17 protein-coding genes, 2 pseudogenes and 1 riboswitch are annotated in these 19,069 nt (G+C 71.1%); of the genes and pseudogenes, 13 read left to right on the forward strand and 6 right to left on the reverse strand.

All coding sequences use genetic code 11. From position 1 onward, the window contains the following. Positions 1-65 precede the first annotated feature (65 nt). The 3 genes from ACFYX0_RS08510 to ACFYX0_RS08520 all read left to right on the forward strand — a co-directional run bounded on the left by ACFYX0_RS08510 (position 66) and on the right by ACFYX0_RS08520 (position 5,641). Entirely contained in the window at positions 66-2,870 is a 2,805-nt protein-coding gene (locus ACFYX0_RS08510; protein WP_388967948.1) for a DEAD/DEAH box helicase, read from the forward strand. Further along, entirely contained in the window at positions 2,867-5,104 is a 2,238-nt protein-coding gene (locus ACFYX0_RS08515; RefSeq protein ID WP_388967951.1) for an SWIM zinc finger family protein, read from the forward strand. Before ACFYX0_RS08510 ends, ACFYX0_RS08515 begins: the two co-directional genes overlap by 4 nt. 240 nt (positions 5,105-5,344) lie before the next feature. Further along, positions 5,345-5,641: a hypothetical protein gene (locus ACFYX0_RS08520; RefSeq protein ID WP_388967954.1), complete on the forward strand. Its 297-nt coding sequence runs from the start codon at positions 5,345-5,347 to the stop codon at positions 5,639-5,641. A gap of 19 nt (positions 5,642-5,660) precedes the next feature. Here ACFYX0_RS08520 and ACFYX0_RS08525 read toward each other — a convergent pair whose 3' ends face one another. Continuing rightward, positions 5,661-6,137, reverse strand: coding sequence for a hypothetical protein (locus ACFYX0_RS08525; protein WP_388967956.1), 477 nt, complete (start codon positions 6,135-6,137; stop codon positions 5,661-5,663). Between the two features lie 272 nt (positions 6,138-6,409). On the opposite strand from ACFYX0_RS08525, the gene prpB reads away from it, so the two are divergent. Continuing rightward, positions 6,410-7,315: a methylisocitrate lyase gene (gene prpB, locus ACFYX0_RS08530; RefSeq protein ID WP_388967959.1), complete on the forward strand. Its 906-nt coding sequence runs from the start codon at positions 6,410-6,412 to the stop codon at positions 7,313-7,315. Positions 7,316-7,401: 86 nt separating this feature from the next. Beyond that, a riboswitch (cobalamin riboswitch) is annotated at positions 7,402-7,593 on the forward strand. Positions 7,594-7,634: 41 nt separating this feature from the next. Further along, on the forward strand, positions 7,635-8,045 hold the full coding sequence (locus ACFYX0_RS08535) for a (2Fe-2S) ferredoxin domain-containing protein (RefSeq protein WP_388967961.1): 411 nt from the start codon (positions 7,635-7,637) through the stop codon (positions 8,043-8,045). 193 nt (positions 8,046-8,238) lie between these two features. On the opposite strand, the gene ACFYX0_RS08540 is transcribed toward ACFYX0_RS08535, so the two are convergent. After that, a complete protein-coding gene (locus ACFYX0_RS08540; RefSeq protein ID WP_388967963.1) occupies positions 8,239-9,015 on the reverse strand; it encodes a hypothetical protein in 777 nt (258 codons plus the stop codon). Positions 9,016-9,116: 101 nt separating this feature from the next. Continuing rightward, the gene (locus tag ACFYX0_RS08545; RefSeq protein ID WP_388967966.1) at positions 9,117-9,398 is read right to left on the reverse strand and encodes a hypothetical protein; all 282 of its coding nucleotides are present in this window, start codon (positions 9,396-9,398) and stop codon (positions 9,117-9,119) included. A gap of 847 nt (positions 9,399-10,245) precedes the next feature. On the opposite strand from ACFYX0_RS08545, the gene ACFYX0_RS08550 reads away from it, so the two are divergent. From ACFYX0_RS08550 to ACFYX0_RS08575, 6 genes and pseudogenes are all read left to right on the forward strand, one after another. Then, positions 10,246-10,560, forward strand: coding sequence for a hypothetical protein (locus tag ACFYX0_RS08550; RefSeq protein WP_388968241.1), 315 nt, complete (start codon positions 10,246-10,248; stop codon positions 10,558-10,560). Further along, positions 10,499-10,987, forward strand: a complete 489-nt coding sequence (locus ACFYX0_RS08555) for a GNAT family N-acetyltransferase (protein ID WP_388967969.1) — start codon at positions 10,499-10,501, stop codon at positions 10,985-10,987. The genes ACFYX0_RS08550 and ACFYX0_RS08555 overlap by 62 nt, the downstream gene beginning before the upstream one ends. 526 nt (positions 10,988-11,513) lie before the next feature. After that, the gene (locus ACFYX0_RS08560; protein ID WP_006136369.1) at positions 11,514-11,717 is read left to right on the forward strand and encodes a cold-shock protein; all 204 of its coding nucleotides are present in this window, start codon (positions 11,514-11,516) and stop codon (positions 11,715-11,717) included. Positions 11,718-12,059: 342 nt separating this feature from the next. After that, positions 12,060-13,553 (forward strand): DEAD/DEAH box helicase, encoded by a 1,494-nt coding sequence (locus tag ACFYX0_RS08565; RefSeq protein WP_388967972.1) that lies wholly within the window; start codon positions 12,060-12,062, stop codon positions 13,551-13,553. A 44-nt stretch (positions 13,554-13,597) separates the two neighbouring features. Beyond that, positions 13,598-13,997, forward strand: a pseudogene (locus ACFYX0_RS08570) (CBS domain-containing protein). A 49-nt stretch (positions 13,998-14,046) separates the two neighbouring features. Beyond that, positions 14,047-14,355: an SCO5918 family protein gene (locus ACFYX0_RS08575; protein WP_388967975.1), complete on the forward strand. Its 309-nt coding sequence runs from the start codon at positions 14,047-14,049 to the stop codon at positions 14,353-14,355. A gap of 101 nt (positions 14,356-14,456) precedes the next feature. On the opposite strand, the pseudogene ACFYX0_RS08580 reads toward ACFYX0_RS08575, so the two are convergent. Continuing rightward, positions 14,457-14,803, reverse strand: a pseudogene (locus tag ACFYX0_RS08580) (hypothetical protein). A 974-nt stretch (positions 14,804-15,777) separates the two neighbouring features. Between ACFYX0_RS08580 and ACFYX0_RS08585 the strand changes: the two are divergent. After that, positions 15,778-16,116: a MerR family transcriptional regulator gene (locus tag ACFYX0_RS08585; RefSeq protein ID WP_150944300.1), complete on the forward strand. Its 339-nt coding sequence runs from the start codon at positions 15,778-15,780 to the stop codon at positions 16,114-16,116. A 244-nt stretch (positions 16,117-16,360) separates the two neighbouring features. Next, positions 16,361-16,564 (forward strand): cold-shock protein, encoded by a 204-nt coding sequence (locus tag ACFYX0_RS08590; protein WP_362642644.1) that lies wholly within the window; start codon positions 16,361-16,363, stop codon positions 16,562-16,564. 198 nt (positions 16,565-16,762) lie between these two features. Here the strand turns inward: ACFYX0_RS08590 and ACFYX0_RS08595 are convergent, their stop codons facing one another. Both ACFYX0_RS08595 and ACFYX0_RS08600 read right to left on the reverse strand, forming a co-directional pair. Beyond that, positions 16,763-16,948, reverse strand: a complete 186-nt coding sequence (locus tag ACFYX0_RS08595) for a hypothetical protein (RefSeq protein ID WP_388967977.1) — start codon at positions 16,946-16,948, stop codon at positions 16,763-16,765. Between the two features lie 277 nt (positions 16,949-17,225). Next, positions 17,226-18,911 carry a ribonuclease J gene (locus ACFYX0_RS08600; protein WP_388967980.1) on the reverse strand — a complete coding sequence of 562 codons (1,686 nt, stop codon included), beginning with the start codon at positions 18,909-18,911 and terminating at the stop codon, positions 17,226-17,228. Positions 18,912-19,069: the final 158 nt, after the last annotated feature.

A 19,069-nucleotide genomic window follows, 5' to 3' on the forward strand; every position in this document is an offset into this window, starting at 1 on the left:
TTGTCAGACCCCGCCCGTAGAGTCGAAGACGTTCGATGCGACGACGGCGGGAGGTGACCGGACAGATGGCCGACCAGATGGCCGAGGCGGCCGTGCCCGTGCGGCTGGCCGCCGTCTTTCTGCCCGAGCCGCTGCCCCGCCGCGGCCGGGTCGCCTTCTGGGACCCGGAGGACGGACGACCGCCGTCGGAAGCCACCGAGGAACTGACGGTCGTGCGCCCGCACGGATCAGGAGTGCGCAGAAGCACCGTGCCCGCCGTGACGCTGCCGGTCGCCGAGGCCTTGCCGCTGCTCACCCGGGCCCGGCGCGATCCCGCCGCACACCCCGCCACCGCCTGCTGGGGCGCGGCCGCCCTGCACGCCCTCCGGCTCGTCGCGCGCGGGCGCCTGCTGCCCGGACTCACCCCCGAGGGGGACGACGCCTGGCGCGCCGGTCCCCTGGAGCCGGACGACATCACCCACCTCAGGGCCATCGCCGCCGCCCTGCCGTACGAGGGGCACGCCGTCCCGCTCCCGGGCAAGGGCCCCCTGCTGCTGCCCGAGCCCGAGGCCCTCGTGCGGTCCTTTCTCGACGCGGTCGCGGACACCCTGCCGCGCACCCCGGCCGCCGCCCACACCGCGGGCCGGCCCTTCGCGGCGGCCGGTCCACAGCGGCTGCCGGAGGCCCACGCCTGGGCCGCCGAGGTGGCGGCCGGCATGGACGCGGGGGTGCGGATCTCGCTGCGCCTGGACCTGTCGGCGTACGACCTGTTGGACGACGCCGAGGGCGCCCGCCGCTCCGGAGCCGCGGTCGTGCAGGTGCACAGCCTCGCCGATCCGACCCTCGTCGTGGACGCGGCGGAGCTGTGGGCGGGCGAGGCGGCCACCGCGTTCGGCCCCCGCGCGCGGGTGGACGCGGCGCTCGCCGTCCGCCGGGCGGCCCGTGTGTGGCCCCCGTTGGAGCGGCTGGCCGAGCAGGAGACGCCGGACGTCCTCGCGCTGTCCGAGGAGGAACTGGGCGAGCTGCTGGGTGTCGCGGCCACCCGGCTGGGCGCGGCCGGGGTCGCGGTGCACTGGCCCCGGGACCTGGCGCAGGACCTCACCGCCACCGCGGTCGTCCGGTCCGCGCCCGGCTCGGCGACCGACGGCACGGGGTTCTTCGAGAGCGAGGACCTGCTGCGATTCCGCTGGCAGCTGGCGCTCGGCGGCGATCCGCTCTCCGAGGCCGAGATGGACGCGCTCGCGGAGGCCCACCGCCCGGTCGTCCGGCTGCGCGACCGGTGGGTGCTGGTCGACCCGGCCCTCGTCCGCAAGGCCCGCAAGCGCGAGCTGGGTCTGCTCGACCCGGTGGACGCGCTGTCCGTCGCGCTCACCGGCAGCACGGAGGTCGACGGCGAGACGGTGGAGGCGGTGCCGGTCGGCGCGCTGGCCGCGCTCCGGGACCGGCTGACGGCGGGCGTCGGCCCGGTGGAACCGCCGCCGGGCCTCGCCGCCCGGCTGCGGGACTACCAGCTGCGGGGCCTCGGCTGGCTCGACCTCATGACCTCCCTAGGCCTCGGCGGCTGCCTCGCCGACGACATGGGGCTCGGCAAGACGGTCACCGTCATCGCCCTGCATCTGCGCCGGGCGCGTCGCGAACCGACGCTGGTGGTCTGCCCGGCCTCGCTGCTGGGCAACTGGCAGCGGGAGATCACCCGGTTCGCCCCCGGCGTCCCGGTCCGCCGCTTCCACGGCCCCGAGCGCACCCTGGACGGCCTGGAGGGAGGGTTCGTGCTCACCACGTACGGGACGATGCGCACGGCCGCCCCCCGGCTCGCCGAACAGCCCTGGGGCCTGGTCGTCGCGGACGAGGCGCAGCACGTCAAGAACCCCTACTCGGCGACGGCGAAGGCCCTGCGCACGATTTCGTCGCCCGCCCGTGTGGCCCTCACCGGCACTCCCGTGGAGAACAACCTCTCCGAGCTGTGGGCCCTGCTCGACTGGACGACCCCCGGACTGCTCGGGCCGCTGAAGTCCTTCCGCGCCCGGCACGCACGCGCCGTGGAGAACGGCGAGGACGCGCAGGCCGCGGAGCGCCTGGCCCGCCTGGTCCGTCCCTTCCTCCTGCGCCGCAAGAAGTCCGACCCGGGGATCGTCCCGGAGCTCCCGCCGAAGACGGAGACCGACCACCCGGTGCCGCTCAGCCATGAACAGGCCGCGCTCTACGAGGCGGTGGTCCGGGAATCCATGCTGGCGATCGAGACGGCGGAGGGCATCGCCCGCCGGGGCCTGGTCCTCAAGCTCCTCGGCTCGCTCAAGCAGATCTGCGACCACCCCGCGCTCTATCTGAAGGAGGACACCGGGACGGCGGCCGGCCTCATCGCGCGCTCCGGAAAACTCGCCCTGCTCGACGAACTGGTGGACACGCTGCTGACGGAGGACGGCTCGGCACTGGTCTTCACGCAGTACGTCCGCATGGCCCGTCTGATCACCACGCACCTGGCCTCCCGGGCGGTGCCTGTCGAACTGCTGCACGGCGGCACCGCCGTGCCCGACCGCGAGCGGATGGTGGACCGCTTCCAGAGCGGGGCGACCCCGGTTCTGGTCCTCTCCCTGAAGGCGGCGGGCACCGGCCTGAACCTCACCCGCGCGGGCCATGTCATCCACTTCGACCGCTGGTGGAACCCGGCGGTGGAGGAACAGGCCACGGACCGGGCCTACCGCATCGGCCAGACCCAGCCGGTCCAGGTCCACCGACTGATCACCGAGGGCACGGTCGAGGACCGTATCGCCGAGATGCTGGAGTCCAAGCGCGCGCTGGCCGACGCGATCCTGGGCGCCGGCGAGTCGTCCCTGACCGAACTGACCGACCGTGAGCTGAAGGACCTGGTGTCGCTGAGGAGGGCGGAGTGAACGGGGCGGAGAAGGAGACGCGTCCCGAGGAGACGCCGGGCGCGGACGGGCGCCCGTCCGACGCGGCGCGACGCGCACTGCGCGCCGCACGGGAACGGGAGCGGGCAGCGGAGCAGCGCCGGGACGGCGAGCCGCCCGCCGAGGACGCGGAGGTCACCGTGCCCGAGGAGAGGGCGGCGAAGCCCTCCCGACCGGGCGACGCGGCACGCGCGGCCCTACGACGGGCGAACGCGGACCGCCGCAGCGGTACGGAGCCCGGGACGGGCGCGGTGACGCCGGACGGGCCCGGGAACGAAACTCCGGCTGGGACTGGGACTGGGACTGGGACTGGGACTGGGACTTGGACCGGGCCTGGCGGAGGGACCGGAGAAGGCACCGGGGGAGACGCGGCGACAGGCGCGCCCTCGGAACCCGCCCGCGCCACTCGCCCCGGCGACGCCGCCCGCGAGGCCCTGCGCGCCGCCCGGGCGGAAGCCGCCCGGGCCGAGGCAGAAGCGGAACGGGTGCGGAACACGAGGGCGGCAGAGGACCGCGAACCGCGGCGTCCGCCCGGCCCCTCCAGCACACCCGGCAGCCAGACTGCGCCCGGCACCCGGAGATCACCCGCCGAACCGGGGCCGCCCGGCGGCGGCACAGAGCCGTCCCGTGTCGTCCGGTTGTCCGGGGCCCGGCGGCGCCGGGACGCCCGTACGCGGGCGGCCGGTGTCCGGAGCAGAGAGGTCCGGGATCTGATCGCCGGGGCCTTCGGGCTCCCGCCGTCGGTGGCACCGCGAGGCGGGACCGCCGCCACTCCGCCGTCCACCGGCGGCAAGAGGGAGGAGGCGTCCACCCGCTCCCTCCCCGAGGTGGTGGACCTGTTCTCGAAACGCCGGCAGGTGAAGCCGGATCCGCCCGAGGAGCCCCGGGACACGCTGCCCGCCGCGCCCCCGGCTGCGCGCTACCCGCGTTCCATGGCCGCCCCGGGCCGCGACAGCGACCTGCGGCGCACCTTCGCCTCCCTGCCGACGCGCACGTCGAAGCCGAAGTCCGGGGAGGACGCCTCCGACCGGTTCGCCGGGACGTGGTGGGGCAACGCCTGGGTCGCGGCGCTGGAGGAGGGCGCCCTCGACGCGGCCCGGCTGACCCGGGGACGGGCGTACGCGGACCGGGGGCACGTGGACGCCATCACCGTCACCCCGGGGCTCGTCCTCGCCTATGTCCAGGGGAGTCGTCCGCGTCCGTACCGGGTGCAGGTGCGGCTGCGGGCGTTCTCCGACGAGGAGTGGGACCGCTTCCTGGACGCCGCCGCCGAGCGGCCGGGCCATATCGCGGCGCTGCTGGACAAACAGGTGCCGCACTCCCTCGCCGAGTGCGGCATCCGGCTGCTCCCCGGGCCCGGCGACCTCGAACCGCACTGCAACTGCCCCGACGACGGCCGCCCCTGCAAGCACGCCGCCGCGGTCTGCTATCAGACCGCCCGGCTGCTGGACCAGGACCCCTTCGTACTGCTCCTGCTTCGCGGCCGGGGCGAGCGTGAACTGATCGACGCGCTGTCCCGGCGCAACGCGGCCCGCGCGGCCCGCGCGGCTCGGGAACAGCAGCCCGCGCCCGTGCCCGGAGTGCGGGCCAGTGAGGCCGTCGCCCGGCGCGCACTGCCGCCGCTTCCCGCCCCGCTGCGCCCGCCCGCCCACCCCGAGCAGCCACCGGCGTACCCGGCGGCGCCCGGCGGCCCGGACCCGCTCGCCCTGGACCAGCTGGCCACCGATGCGGCGGCCCGGGCGCACGCCCTGCTCACCACCGGGCAGGATCCGGTCGCGGACCTGACGCTGTGGCAGGACGCGGTACGGCTGGCCGCGGCCCGTCCGGGTTCGGGCCTCACGGCGGCGACCCGGCCGCTGTACTCCTCGCTGGCCGCCGCGACCGGGCGGACCACGGCCGACCTGGGGCGCGCGGTGGCCGCGTGGCGGCAGGGCGGACCGGAGGCCCTCGCCGTCCTGGAGGAACCGTGGGACCCGCCGGCCGGCCGCTTCGACCGCGCCCGTCCCCAGCTCCTGGCCGCGGACCTGCCCGCGTTCCGGCCTTGGCGCAACCGCCTCACCCACCCGGACGGGCACGCCCAGCTCCGGCTCGGCCGCGACGGACTGTGGTACGCCTACGAGTCGGAACCGGGCCAGGAGGACTGGTGGCCCCGAGGCACCCCCGACCCGGACCCGGTCGGCGCACTGACGGGACTGGGGGCTCCGACCGAGCGCTGAGCGACACCGGGCGGTGACGGCACCAAGGGGCGAGCGGCGCCGAGCGGTGAGCGGTCCGTCAGGCCGACGGCCCGGTCAACGGCCGTCAGATCAACGGCTCTCAGGTCCGCGCCGAGTGCGGTCGTCGAAGACCTGACGGTCCGATAGCGTGGCGGCGCGGCGCGCGGTGTCCGTCCTCGTGCCGCCGTACCTCCAGGCCGTCTGCCGCGCAGACCGGCCACCGTGCCTTCGGGAGACCCCTTGTCCCGCACCACCGTTGTCGTACTCGCCGCCGTCGCCCTCGCTCTGACGGCCTGCTCGGCCCCGGGCCACGGCACGCCCGCGCGCCCGACCGCCAAGGCCACCCACGCGAGCGCCGGTCAGATCGCCGCCTGCACCGACAGGATGGTCACCGGGCGGCACGGCGGGATAGGAGCACCGGAGTGTGCTCGCCTGCCGCAGGCCGACTATCTGAAGGCTTTGCAGGTCGCGAACCAGCGAGGGCAGGAAGCCCTGCAACGGAGCAACAGCAGCACGTCGCATCCCACACACCCGTGACGGACGGGCACCGGCGGTTTCATCGAGCGGGCTCCTCGTGATCCTGCTCAGGATGTTCCTCGGGTGCCGGCCCGATGAGGACCTGTATGTCGCGGAGGGCCTCGCGATAACCGTCCCCGAAGCCGGTGTCGGCGGTGACGGGTTCGCTGGCGATCCAGGCCCGGATCCTGGCGACGGCCCCCGCGGTCTTGAGGCGTTCGGCGGGGGAGAGGGTGTTGAGTGTGGCTTCCGGATCCTCGTGTCCCTCAGCGTGCCGTACCGGGATCGCGCCGAGAAAGGCGGGCAGGCGCTCGTCGAACGCGGCGTGGGCGACATCGTCGCGGGTGAGGAGTTCGCGCCGCACATAGGAGGCGATGCGCCGCCACTCCTCGCGCTCCTCGGCACTGAGAGAGCCGTTGCCGGCGGCGCGTTCGGCCCGGTCGACGGCTCTGCGGATCTTGGCGCGGGCCCAGGCCAGGGCGTCCGGGTCGTGATCGTAGCGGTCGAGGCTGTTCATGCGAACTCCTATGGGTCGTCGATGAGTTCCGTGGTGCCCGCGACGGCCGGCCCGGTAACACCGCACGCTCGTATGGCGGTTCATGGTCGACTCGGTCCTTGCGAGTCACACGATCGAGTGAAATTTCCACCACGGGTGGCACGCGCACAGGCCACCGCCAGGCTTCCAGGTGTCCGCTTCAGGAACTGCCGCCCGAGAAGGCGAGCAGTCCCGTGATCGAGCACCACGTCCGTGGCCGCGTACGACGCACACCTGCCGAAGGGCCTGTTCTGATGCTCCACACCCGCACCACTCCCGCCGAACGCCGCCGCGCCCTGCGTGAGCGCCTGGCCACCGGCCGACTGCTGCCCATGCCCGGCGCCCTCAACCCGCTCTCCGCCCGCCTCATCCAGGACACCGGCTTCGAGGCCGCCTACCTCTCCGGCGCGGCCCTCGCCGCCGACCTCGGCCTGCCCGACATCGGCCTGACCACCTCCACCGAGATCGCCGCCCGCGCCCAGCAGACGACCCGGGTCACCGACCTGCCCGTCCTGATCGATGCGGACACCGGCTTCGGCGAGCCGATGAACGCCGCGCGCACCGTGCAGTTGATGGAGGACGCGGGCCTGGCCGGGCTTCATCTGGAGGACCAGGTCAATCCCAAGCGCTGCGGCCACCTCGACGGCAAGTCCGTCGTGCCGCGCGAGGAGATGACCCGCCGGATCCGGGCCGCGGTCGACGCCCGCCGCGACCCCGACTTCCTCCTGATGGCCCGTACCGACGCCCGCGCGGTGGAGGGCCTGGCGGCGGCGATCGACCGGGCGAAGGCGTACGTCGACGCGGGCGCCGACGCGATCTTCCCCGAAGCCCTCCCGGACGAGGCCGAGTTCGAGGCGTTCCGCCAGGCGGTCCCCGTCCCCCTCCTGGCCAACATGACGGAGTTCGGCAAGGGCCCCCTGCTGAACACCCGCACCCTGGAGAACCTGGGCTACGACATCGCCCTCTACCCGGTCACCCTGCTGCGCCTGGCCATGGGCGCCGTCGAGGAGGGTCTGCGCACCCTGGCGGTCGAGGGCACCCAGCAGCCCCTGCTGCCCCGTATGCAGACCCGCTCCCGCCTCTACGAACTCCTCGGCTACGCCGACTACTCGGCCTTCGACTCGGCCGTCTACGACTTCACCCTCCCACCCGGCACCTGACGCACCGCAGACATCCGCGCCCGTCCACCACCGCGCCTGGTGCAGGGCGCCCGACCGGCCCCACCGGCGGCGGTGATGACGCGCCGTGACCCGGGATGCGACGATGCCCGACGAACAAGGCGACGGCGGAACGAGGAAGCCGGTGAAAGTCCGGCGCGGTCCCGCCACTGTGATCGGCGAGCGGATCCCGAACAGACCACTGCCCGGCAACGGGCGGGAAGAACGGGACCAGCAGCGACCCGAGAGCCAGGAGACTCACGTCGTCGCCTCCTCGACCCAGACCGGGGCGGATCTCCCCGGAGGAGGAGCGTGACGTGCCATGCCCGAGACACGAACCGATGAACCGGTGGGAACCGGCTCCGCCGGCCTGGCACCGTGCCGGATCGTGGTGTGCAGGGACTGCTGCTGCGGAAGCCCGAAGGTGACCGGGGTCGACCACACGGAACAGACCGCCCGCCTCGCCGAGCACGCGCCCCTACGGGTCTCCACCTGCCTGGACGTGTGCGACCAGGCCAATGTGATCGTCGTCCAGCCCTCCGCCGCGGGACGCGCCGCCGGCGCCCGTCCCGTCTGGCTCGGCCTCGTCAACGACCCGGCCGCCACCGAGGACATCGCCGCATGGGTACGGGCCGGCGGCCCCGGCATCGCTCCCCGCCCCGACATCCTCGACCTCTACGCCTTCACCCCCCGCCGAAGCCCCCGGCCACGCGACGCAACCCGAACCACCTGAAGACCGTTACCGAGAAGAAGGCCACGCCCCGGAGACCCGTCGTCGACAGGAGGATCAGGCGCTCCCAGTTCAGACCGGATCTGATGCCTGCGGGTTCGCCTGGCACCCCCGCCTCGAGGCCGACCCCCCGCGCCCGCCTGGCTGCGCGCGTGCGTGCGGGAGCTGATGGAGCCGTGCCCGGCCGGCACCGACGTCACTCCGTGCGCGTCCGGCCGTTCTTGAGCACCCCGTAATAGTCGCTGTAGGGGAGTTCCAGCTTGAACACCAGGCCGTACCGTTTCCGGATGGCGGCGACCGTGGCGGTCTTCGGGTCACGGACCACGCGGGACACCGGCGGATCGTCGACGAGACCGGCGTAGGGCTCCTCGACCAGCCGGCGCGGGGCGCCGCCGCGTGTCGTGTCCCAGGTCAGCGTCTGTCCGGAGACGGCCAGCCGGGTCGGTTCCGTGGCCTGCGAGCCCTGGGGGTTCGGGCCGTGCCCCCGGTAGTAGGCGACGAGCCGCCTTCCGTGGTCGTCGTGCGTGAACGGGATGGGACTTCCGGATCCGGCCGGCCCGGAACGGGTGTGGTCGCCCGCGGTCAGGATCCCGTCGAGGGTGTCGCCCACGTGCCTGGGGGCGGCGCCGTAGTAGGCGGTGGTGTTCATCGAGCAGACGACCTTGTAGTCGTCGATCTTCTGCTGGAAGAACCAGCCCGGTCCCGATCCCGGCACGCACACGTCGTGCACCACGACCAGGCCGAGCGACAGGGGCGTGCGGTCGGCGTACGCCCGCGCCACGCCCCGAAGCCTTTGCTCCGCACGCTCCCGGGCCCGCACCGCCTGGCTGCTCTCCCCGAGCTTGCGCAGCTGCTTGTCGCTGACAGCACGGTCCGGGGTCGTGGAACAGGCCGAGACGGCGAACAGGACGATCACCGCCAACGAGCCCCACACGCTCTTCGAGCCGGCGGCACGCCGCGCGAAGGCCCTCATGCTTGTCCGCCTCTCATCGGCAGCTGACTCTCCATCGTCGTACGCCCGGCCCGACCGTCACTGTCCACCAGGACGGCCGAGTCGGGCATGAGTACCCGTACTCAGACGGCGGGCGGCCGTCTCAGTTGACGCCCGGTGCAGCCTGCGGGCCGGAGGTGCCCCGACAAGGAGTCGCCGGTCAGGCAGTGCACGGCAGGCGGAGCGGTCCACCGCTCGCTGCTCCAGTCCTGCGTGTGGAGCGTCTCGGGCTCGGCGGCGGCCGGGCCGAAGATCACTCCCGCGCGGCCGAAGGGTGCGGCCTCCGCCATGATTCCGTCGCGGATCCGGACGAGGGCGCCAGCCGGGACGGTGATGGTGGACGCCCAGCCGCTGTGGTAGGGCACGCCGGGATGCGGCGCCGCGGGCAGTGGACGACATCGTCGGACGGCATGCGGTACAGGCGCCGCCGTGGCCGCCGAACGAGCCTGCGCCTGCCCGCTCGCCGATCTCCCAGCCCCGCACGCCCGGGCCCCTCTCGTCGACCATACCGGCCGCCACGTGGGCCGTCGTGATGGGAATCCCTTGGCCGGGGAGCGGTCGGCGGCCATGCCGGCGTCGGCCCCGCAGATCCCCGGCGCCACGACATTCCAGGCACGCCTCGTCCGGTCCGGGCCGGCGGCCACGGGCGCCACGAGCATGGGCCCGCCCTGCTCGGCCACCTGCGCGGCACGGTCAACTCGGCGACTCTCCTGGAACGCGCACATCACCCTGACGAGAATGGTTGAGCTGCGACAGGGAATTCACCGGCATTTCAAAGCGGGCGACGGGAATACGTCGGCTGTCTCGCGGTTCATAGCGGCACAGGGCCCCAACCGGAGAGCGGTCCACCGGCGGGCAGTAGAGGAGACTTGCACATATCCACATAGCCTTGAGTTATGGCTGAGCCTGGATCCATCGATCGGTGACCGGCTGACGGTGCCCCCATGGAGAGGACGTGCCTTGTGACCTGTGAGGATGGGAGTTCTCTAGGCTTCCAACCCGCAGCAAGACAAGGCACGTCCTAGGTGAAATCCTCCCACAGCCCCGCGGCGACCTTCGCCGCGTTCGACGACGCGAACCTGCTGGCGCACGGCGGCCTGGCCCCGGCGGTGCGCCTGGCCCCGGCGGTGCGGCCTGCCCGGCCTGGTCCGCGAGAAGGTCCGCCTGGCCGGGGCCGCGAACGGGGCCGGGGCCGCCGCGGACGCGAAGGTGATGTCGCTGGTCGCGGCGATGCTCGCCGGGGCCGACAGCATCGCGAGGCTTCCGAGTGGGTGGTGTCTCGCCTGGTGTCGGCTTCTCCGCAGCGGTGTGGGCGTCCACCCGCTGCTGGCGGGTGGCCTGTTCCGCGGCAGTGACGTGGTCGATCGGGGCCTGGGCGAGTGGTTCCCGGGAGCGGTGCAGGAACGCCTGTCTGAGCAGCCGACCCGCCGCACGAAGGCGCTCCCCGGTGCGAAATACTCTCCCGATGAGTTCACGCACTTCCCCGATCAGCCAGCCGATCACGATACGGAGGGCAGTCGCGCATGATGCCAAACGGCTCACGCGGCTCGTGCGTGGCTCAGGCGCCTACGAGGGTAAGTACGCATCCGCAGTGGCGGGCTACCGGGTCGGTCCTGATTACATCGAAGCCCACCGCGCCTTCGTAGCCGTCGGCGCCGACGAGCATGGAGGCCGGGTCCTCGGGTTCTACTCGCTCGTCCTCGCTCCGCCGGAGCTCGACCTGCTGTTCGTCGCCGACGAAGCGCAAGGACGTGGCATTGGACGGCTGCTCGTCGCGCACATGCAGTCCGAGGCTCGTGCCGCCGGGCTCGACCGTGTCAAGGTCGTGTCGCATGTTCCCGCCGAGGACTTCTACCACCGCGTCGGTGCAGTGCGGACCGGGACTGCGCTCGCGAACCCGCCCGCCGTGCCGTGGGACCGTCCCGAATTCGAGTTTCGCATTCCTTCGGAATAACGCGGTGCGCCGGTTCGCAGGGCTACCGGCTTCGCCAGCATGGCGCGCTGCGTGTGTGCCGTCGTCTCTGCCCTGGCGGGGGATCGTCTGCGCCGGCGGCCTCTCCCCCGCAGCAGGAGCGAGGCGAGGGTGCTGCTGGGCGCCTTTCGAAGGCGTCTTACGGACAGCCGCGTACGTCGTCGCCCCCTGGCGTCAGGGTTGCACTTTGTGAGACCGCTCTTCCTGAAACGTGGCACTCCGAATGGATCAATATCTGTGCTTGCGAAGTGAGGCTTTGGCGGACCGCGTAGTGAGAGTTTGTGTCGCACTGAGTGGAGCGGAATTGTGTAATGTGTACGGGTCGTTGCAGTGTGCTACTGTCGATCTCGGTTGCAGTCGTGGTTCCCGAAACTTCGAGTGCCCCACCCGGTTCTGTCGGTTGGGGGCGCTTCTGTATTTCCGGTCATTTCCGGGCGGGGTAATCATTGCGGCGACACGGCGTCCGCGCAGTGCGGATCCCGATGTACTGCCCCGAAGGAGATATGGCATGGCTACTGGTACCGTGAAGTGGTTCAACGCGGAAAAGGGCTTCGGCTTCATCGAGCAGGACGGTGGCGGCGCCGACGTGTTCGCCCACTACTCGAACATTGCCGCGCAGGGCTTTCGTGAGCTGCTGGAAGGCCAGAAGGTAACCTTCGACATCGCGCAGGGCCAGAAGGGCCCGACGGCCGAGAACATCGTTCCGGCCTGACGCTGACGCACATTTTGTAGCTGGGGCCCGCATCCTTCGGGGTGCGGGCCCCAGCTACACACATCCCCCGCAGCAGTTTCAACTGCGGGGTGACCCGGAGGAATCCGCAGTCTCACCACGCGCGGCTCCTCCTTCAGTGATGCAGGAGCGTCCTGAAGAGCTGCGCCGCAGCCGACGCCCGGATCTTGCGTCCCCATCACGTCACCCATTTCAGCACCTGTACCCCCGGGTATTTCCGCCGGCCCAAATCTGTTTTTTGCCACCGGTCCATACTTGTAATTCTCCATGCCGCTCATTGCTGCGGGAATTCCTTGATATGCGCCACATCGAGGAAGGTTCCGCATGAACCGCACACGCACGAACGATCGCTTCGACCGCTCCCGTCACGGCAGAGCCGCCGCCGGAAAGGGCGGCAGTCGCACGGGCTCGCAGGCGCCGCACCGTTCCGGCGGCCCTGCCCGTTCCGGCGGTTACGGCCGCCGGCCAGCCACAGTGCAAGGTGAGTTCGCGCTCCCCAGGACGATCACGCCCTCGCTGCCTCCTGTTGAGGGCTTCGCCGAACTCGACATGCCCGAGCACCTGCTGACCGAACTCGGCAAGCAGGGTGTGACCGCACCGTTCCCGATCCAGGGAGCGACGCTGCCGAACTCCCTGGCGGGCCGTGACGTACTGGGCCGCGGGCGCACCGGTTCCGGCAAGACCCTCGCCTTCGGCCTCGCCCTGCTCGCCCGTACCGCTGGACAGCGTGCTGAACCCCGCCAGCCGCTGGGGCTGATCCTCGTACCGACGCGTGAGCTGGCGCAGCAGGTGACCGACGCGCTCACACCGTACGCCTGTTCCGTCAGGCTGCGGCTGGCCACGGTGGTGGGCGGGATGTCGATCGGCCGACAGGCCGGCGCGCTGGGCGGCGGGGCCGAGGTCGTTGTCGCGACCCCCGGGCGGCTCAAGGACCTCATCGACCGTGGCGACTGCAGGCTGAACCACGTGGGCATCACGGTGCTGGACGAGGCCGACCAGATGGCCGACATGGGTTTCATGCCGCAGGTCACCGCGCTGCTCGACCAGGTGCGTCCGGAGGGGCAGCGGATGCTGTTCTCCGCCACCTTGGACCGTAACGTCGACCTGCTGGTTCGCCGCTATCTGACTGACCCCGTCGTGCATTCGGTCGACCCGTCGGCCGGTACGGTCGCGACGATGGAGCACCACGTCCTGCACGTCCATGGCGCCGACAAGCACGCCGCCACGACCGAGATCGCAGCCCGCGACGGCCGCGTGATCATGTTCCTGGACACCAAACACGCCGTCGACCGGCTGACCCAGGACCTGCTCAACAGCGGGGTACGCGCCGCCGCGTTGCACGGCGGCAAGTCGCAGCCGCAACGCACCCGCACGCTGGCGCAGTTCAAGACGGGGCACGTCACCGTGCTGGTGGCAACCAATGTCGCAGCGCGCGGCATCCACGTCGACAACCTCGACCTGGTCGTCAACGTCGATCCGCCGACCGACCACAAGGACTACCTCCACCGCAGCGGCCGTACCGCCCGCGCCGGCGAGTCCGGCAGAGTCGTCACCCTCGTCACACCGAACCAGCGCCGCGGCATGGTCCGCCTCATGGCGGACGCCGGAATCCGGCCGCAGACCACCCAGATCCGCTCGGGAGACGAGGCCCTGAGCCGGATCACCGGCGCCCAGGCCCCGTCCGGCATCCCGGTCGTCATCACCGCACCGGTGGTCGAACGCCCCAAGCGCAGCGCCTCCTCCCGAGGCCGACGCCGCCCTTCCTCGGCGACCCGGCGCGCCCCCGTACGCCGGCCCGTCCTCGACGCGGTGGCCTAGAACCTTCGTGATCGGAAAGTTGACCCATCTCTAGGAGGCACCCTTTGACGCTGATTCAGATGCAGCCCCGCTCGGCGGACGCCAACCCCGTGTACAGGACGGCGGTGGAGGTCATGGACGCGGCCGGACCGCAGGTCTGTGACGACATGAGCGTCGAGGTGGCGCTGGCCGTCATGGCCGCCGCACGCACGGGCCGTCTGGTCGTCGGCGACCAGGACGACCAGCGCATCGGCCTGGTGACCCGAACCGACCTCACCGCCGTCCGCGACAGCGGCGCTCACACGGACCGGGTCCGCCTGCGTGACATCCTCGGCGACACGGATCGTCAACCTCACCCGTGACCGCGACGGCGAAGCCGAGCACGCGATGCGCTCCCGTCGGCTCGGCGCTCTGCGAGTCGTAGACGAGCAAGGCAGCGCCCCGGGCATCCTCGCCACCCGCTGAAACGCGTCGCCCCGGGGCGGACCGTTCTTCCCTCTCCCTGTGAGGCCACATGCGCTGCGTCATCGCCCGCTTCCCCTTCGAGCTCACCAAGGGCGGAGTGCTGGAATCGATGAAGGGCATCAAGCCCGAACCGGTCACCGGAGAATCGGTGATCATCGGCCGCCGCCACTACCCCGTCAAGCAAGTCGGCCAAGTCATCACCCGCCAGGACCGCCGTGACTTCAGCGCCGCCGAAGTCCTCCGGGCTATGACTCAGCTCGGCTTCACCTGCCGAGCCCTCCCCAAGGCCGCGCCTGCGGGCATCGCCGGCTCGCTGCAGCACGCCTCCGCGATGCTCGGCACCCCCGTGACGGTCTGACCGGGTAAACAGGCACGAGCCGGCATCTGACCAGCAGTGTGGGCCCGACCGGTACGCCGGTCGGGCCCACACTGCGCGCAGCGGGTTCCCGTCGCTGTCGCTCAGTGGTCGGAATAGCTGAAGTCGCCCCCGGTCCAGGCGCTGACGTCCTCGATCGCAACCCGGTACATCCCACCCGTCTCCGGGCTCCCCAGGGTGCCCGCCAGGAGTCGGGCGACATGGAAGTGCAGACGCCTGGGCGGCCCGTCCTTCTTCGCGGGGAGTCGAAGACGGCGGCGAACTCGCCCAAGCGGGCGGAATCCGTCAGCACATCAGACACCCTCTGCCTCCGGGTGGCTGCGAGAACCAGTCGACCGGTGATGACAGCGCCACTGGTGACCACGGTCAGGGACTCTGACTGCTCTGGTCGGACTGCTCGATCATCCCGGGATCGTCGAGGGCGGTGCAGCCCCTCGTGCCGCGCCCGTCAACGGCCGACCTGCGAGGCGTCGCGGCTGGAAGCGTCCGTCCCGGGCGGTGGTGTTCTTCGCGAGACGCAGTGTTGGCCGGTGCCTGCCGACGACAGTCGCGGCGCAGTCGGCGACGTCACGCTCAGCCCGACTGCTGCGCGGCGGTGGGTGACTGTGAGCGCCGGACTGAGCCTCGGAGCTGCTTGAACCGCCCATGGACCGGTCGAGGTGGATTACCTCATCTTCGAGCGCGCGAAAATCTATGCCAGCCGGAGTAGACATTGGGTGGCGGTGTGGTTATGGTTTCTCTCGTAGCCGAGATCGAGAGAGGCCCGGCAGAGATGAACTGCCGGGCAGCAGTAACGCAGTTGCAGTTCGCAGGACGGTGCGGTGGTGGAGTTCCGAAGCCAAGGCGGTTGCAGGACGGTGACGGGACTGACGACCGGACCGGGTGGCCCGCAGTGATCAGGGGCCACCATGAGCAGTACCGCAGTGGCAGTACCCGCAGTACCCAGCAGTGAAGTCAGTGAGCGGTACCTCGGTGAAGGCGTCGGCTGCGGGCGCGCGCACCGGGAGGTTCGGCAGTGGGGTTCCAAGCCGGAGCAGACGCAGGACGGGCGACGGGGCTGGCTGCCGAAGAGTGGCGCTGTTCGAGGCCACCAGCAGTTTGCGGTATCAGCAGTTCGCAGTTTCCGTCAGTGAGTAGTTGATCAAGAGGGAAGAACGGAGGAGCCGAGCGCCATCAGGATCGCCCGGGCGGAAGTCTTGGACCCGGGTACCGCAGGACATCGATAGTGAGGTGGTCTCCGGTCAAGCAACCGCGATCCCCGCGCCCCCGACAGCGTCTCGGTCGGGTCTGCGGAAACAGAGGGCCGGTGCAGTATCAGGGCCGGCAGATGGTGTAGTAGTTCCTTCGGGGCCCTGGTGCCACTACGGCGCCAGGGCCCCTCAACGCGTTCCACAGAGAGGTGCAATGACAGCAGACGACACGTTCGGCCGTCTCGACGACGACGATTACCCTGCGTACACCATGGGCCGGGCCGCCGAGTTGCTTGGCACTACCCCTGCCTTCCTCCGTGCCCTCGGCGAAGCCCGCCTGATCACCCCCCTGCGCTCCGAAGGCGGCCACCGCCGCTACTCCCGCTACCAACTGCGTATCGCCGCCCGCGCCCGGGAACTCGTCGATCGGGGCACCCCCATCGAGGCTGCCTGCCGGATCGTCATCCTCGAAGACCAGCTCGAGGAAGCCCAGCGCATCAACGCCGAATATCGCCGCGCCGCCGAATCGGTGAACCCGACGGCAGCAGAATGAGATGAGCGTGCTCGTCAGCGCCGGCGGGCATCGCACGCACGGTCTCGGTGTGCGGCGTGATCCTTTCCTGTGGTGACGCGGTGTGTGGGCGTGTAACGTCTGTGTCAGCTGTCGTGGTTCGGAATTCCCTCTTGCCCACGCCTCTGGTGTGGGCGTTTTGCTGTGCTGTGCCGCAGGGACCAGGGCGATCACCTCCGTCTGCCACATGGAGTGGGAGGCGTTCATCGACTGGAAGGCATAAGACATGGCAACGGGAACTGTGAAGTGGTTCAACGCGGAGAAGGGCTTCGGCTTCATCGCCCAGGACGGCGGCGGCCCGGATGTCTTCGCGCACTACTCCGCGATCAACTCCACCGGCTTTCGTGAGCTCCGGGAGGGCCAGGCCGTGACGTTCGACGTCACCCAGGGCCAGAAGGGCCCGCAGGCCGAGAACATCAACCCGGCCTGACCTCGCAGACCTGCCCGAGGGATCGCGCACGCCGCGTCCGGTGGCCGCCGCCCGTGCGGGCCCTGCCGCCCACGTGGACGAAGGCGCCTGATCTCGTGCTGGGCCGGCACAAGATCAGGGGCCGCGCAGCAATGGCTGCGCGGCCCCTGATCTGTGGAAGCCCGGGCCGGTGCGTCTTCGGCCCGAAACTTTCTGACCTCAGTCGCTGCAAGCGTCGCCGGGCACGTGAGCCGCATGTCCTGCGCGGCTACCGCGCAGCTTGGAGGAGCCGACGTTCAGACGCTCGTCCAGGTGTCGAGGAAGGCTCTCCGTGCCCTCGACGCTGCGCGCCGCCCCCAGCCGTCCGACCGAGCCGGCGGTGAAGTCGGTGATGAGGAACGACACCGACGCGCCCCGAGCTGCACGTCGAGCATGCGCGCCACCACGTCGAGTGACTGCACGGGCGCTGCGGTCTCCGCCGCCGCCAACGTCCTCCCAAGGTGGGAGAACCTCCGTTGAACTGCGGGTTTTCGCGCTTCCTGTCCTTGGGACGTGTTCCCGATGACTCATCATGTGGAGTGCGTTGCCACCCCGTCCTGCCGGGGTGGCCGCTGACTCCGTGCCCGGCCTCGATGCCGGCGGGGCCAGGGCCGGAACCGGGATCGTGCTGCCGGGCTGTGGTTCAGGCGTCGATGATGACGGGGATGATGAGGGGCTTGCGGCGGTGGGTGCGGAACGCCCAGTTCGCCACGGCGCGGGCGAGGAGTTGTTCGAGTTGGCGCGCGTCCCCGACGCCTTCCTCGGCGGCGGTGGCCAGGGTCTTCTCGATGACGGGGATGACCGGCTCGAAGGTGGTGTCGTCGTGGACGAAGCCCCGGGCCAGGAAGTCGGGGGCTTCGGCGAGGGCGCCGGTGTCCGCGTCGACGATCGCCACCACCGTGACCACGCCTTCGGCTGCGAGGGTGAGGCGGTCCTTGAGGGATGCTTCGGTGGCGCCGCCGACTTCCATGCCGTCTACGTAGACGTTGCCGGCGGGGACCTTGCCGGTGATGGACGCGCGCCCGTCGACCAGGTCGACGACGACGCCGTCCTCGGCGATGACGACCCGTTCGGGGTCGACACCGGTACGGATGGCGAGGTCGGCGTTGGCCCGCAGGTGGCGCCATTCGCCGTGCACGGGCATGACGTTGCGGGGCTTGACGATGTTGTAGCAGTAGACGAGTTCGCCGGCGCTGGCGTGCCCGGAGACGTGCACCTTGGCGTTGCCCTTGTGGACCACGTGGGCGCCCCACCGGGTGAGTCCGTTGATCACCCGGTAGATGGCGTTCTCGTTGCCGGGGATGAGGGAGCTGGCGAGCAGGACGGTGTCGTCCTTTCCGATGCGGATCATGTGGTCACGGTTGGCCATCCGTGACAGCGCGGCCATCGGTTCGCCCTGGGAGCCGGTGCACACCAGAGTGATCTTGTGGTCCGGGAGCTTCTCCAGCTCCTTCGTGCTCACGACCAGACCGGAGGGGACCTTCAGATAGCCCAGGTCACGGGCGATGCCCATGTTGCGGACCATCGACCGGCCGACGAAGGCGACCTTGCGGCCGTGCTGGTGGGCGGCGTCCAGGACCTGCTGGATACGGTGCACGTGGCTGGCGAAGCTGGAGACGATGACCCGGCGCGGCGCGGTGCGCATCACCTGCTCGATCGCCGGATTCAGCTCACGCTCGGAGGTGGTGAAGCCAGGTACTTCGGCGTTGGTGGAGTCGGTGAGGAACAGGTCCACGCCCTCCTCGCCGAGGCGGGCGAAGGCGCGCAGATCGGTGATGCGGTCGTCGAGAGGGAACTGGTCCATCTTGAAGTCGCCGGTGTGCAGCACCATCCCGGCCCGGGTGCGGATCGCGACCGCGAGGCTGTCGGGGATGGAGTGGTTGACCGCCACGAACTCGCAGTCGAAAGGCCCGAAACCACGCCGGTCGCCCTCCCGCACCCGCACCGTGCGCGGCCGGATGCCGTGTTCCTTGAGCTTGGCCTCCAGGAACGCCAGCGTCAGCTTGGAGCCGACGACGGGAATGTCGGACCGCTCGCGCAGCAGGTACGGCACGCCGCCGATGTGGTCCTCGTGGCCGTGGGTGAGGACCACGGCCACGATGTCGTCCAGGCGGTCCCGGATCGAGGTGAAGTCCGGCAGGATCACGTCCACGCCAGGCTGGGTCTCCTCGGGGAACAGCACGCCGCAGTCGACGATGAGCAGCTTGCCCGCGTACTCGAAGACGGTCATGTTGCGGCCGATCTCACCCAGGCCGCCCAGGGCGACGACCCGCAGCCCTCCTTCGGGAAGGGGCGGGGCGGCTTTCAGCTCGGGGTGCGGATGACTCATACCCTGACGGTACCCGGAGAGGGGGCAGGGTGATCCATTGTCTGTGTGATCCAGCGGGCGCTCGATACGACCCGACGCCGGAGACGTACTGGCGCTCAGGTCGGCATCCGTCTCATCTGCCCGCTGCCCCGGCCCCAAGACGGGAGGGCAACCGCAGC

Source organism: Streptomyces sp. NPDC002573 (genome assembly GCF_042889625.1).
Lineage (GTDB): Bacteria > Actinomycetota > Actinomycetes > Streptomycetales > Streptomycetaceae > Streptomyces > Streptomyces gibsoniae.